This is a genomic window from Natrinema soli (assembly GCF_028618695.1).
The window spans coordinates 1-1,295 of the sequence record NZ_JAQIVI010000584.1; the positions used below are offsets into that span (position 1 = coordinate 1).

General features: G+C 65.7%; 1 protein-coding gene and 1 pseudogene. One reads left to right on the forward strand and one right to left on the reverse strand.

Annotated features, from left to right (window positions below):
- Positions 1–505: phosphoribosyltransferase (locus PGX04_RS26995; protein ID WP_273741310.1), on the forward strand; the 505-nt coding region annotated here is incomplete at its 5' end.
- A gap of 337 nt (positions 506–842) precedes the next feature.
- Here the strand turns inward: PGX04_RS26995 and PGX04_RS27000 are convergent.
- Positions 843–1,295: pseudogene (locus PGX04_RS27000) on the reverse strand (Glu/Leu/Phe/Val dehydrogenase); the annotation flags it as partial.

The following is a 1,295-nucleotide window of genomic DNA, read 5'->3' on the forward strand; positions in this document are numbered from 1 at the left end:
CGCGTTCGTCGCCGGCCTCGACGTCGTCGTCGCGCGCAAGATGGGCGCGCCGCAGAACCCCGAAGTGGCGCTGGGTGCGGTCGCCAGCGACGGCAGCGTCTGGGAGAACGACGACCTGATCGATCGGCTCGGCGTTTCCGAAGAGTACCTCGAGGAGAGACGCGCCGAGGAGGCCGAAAACGCGCGCGAAAAGGCGGATCGCTACCGCGAAACGGCTGGCTTACCGGACCTGCAGGGGAAGCGGGCCCTGATCGTCGACGACGGCGTTGCGACCGGCGCGACCGCGACCGCCTGTCTCCGGCAAATACGGGAGACCGATGCGGACTGGGTCGCGCTGGCCGTGCCCGTCGGCTCCCCGCGGGCCATCGATGACCTCGAGCGCGAGGCCGACGAAGTGATCGCCCTCCAGACGCCCGCGGACTTCCGCGCCGTCGGCCAGTACTACCGAACCTTCGGTCAGGTGAGCGACGAAGAAGCGATCGAGTACCTCGATCGACAGTCGTGAAACGGGCTCCGGGTCGATACGAACAGACTCCGGACCTTACAGAAGAACGGTCAACCGAGTGCGGTGGCGCGCGCTTGGCCGCGGTGAATGTCAATGAGCCGCGGTCCGAATCTTCGCGAGGTCTTCGCGAACTTCGTGAGCGAATGGCTTGGAAGACGCAAAGCGTCTTCCAGTGGATGAGCGAGGGAAGCATGACCGAGCGAATCGGCTGGGGAGGGCGTGGCGATTCCCTGTTGCCACGATAGTAGAACGTGTTCTTTCCTTTCCGGAGATTCTCGAGCACATTGTTCACTTCCCATCGTCAAAAACAGCATTTCAGCGGCGGGGAGCCAATCACTCACGGCCAGAGACCGCGCATCTCGTGGGCCTCGGCGACCCGATCGAGCGCGACGGCGTACGCGGCGTCGCGCCAGGAGACGTCCCGTCGTTCGACCTCGTCTTTGAGGGTGGTCCAGGCCGTCACCATCTCGGACTCGAGTTCCTCGTTGACCCGCTCGAGGGCCCACGCGCGGCGATTGATGTCCTGGAGCCACTCGAAGTAGCTGACCGTGACGCCGCCGGCGTTCGCGAGGATGTCCGGGATCACGCGAATTCCGCGATCCTCGAGGATGGCGTCGGCGGCGAACGTCGTCGGGCCGTTCGCCCCTTCGACGACGATGTCGGCCGCGATGGCGTCGGCGTTGTCCGCCGTGATGACGTTGCCGACAGCCGCCGGGACGAGGACATCGACGTCCAACTCGAGGAGTTCCTCGTTCGAGATCCGGCGCGGTCCGTCGGGTCCCCCTTCGAG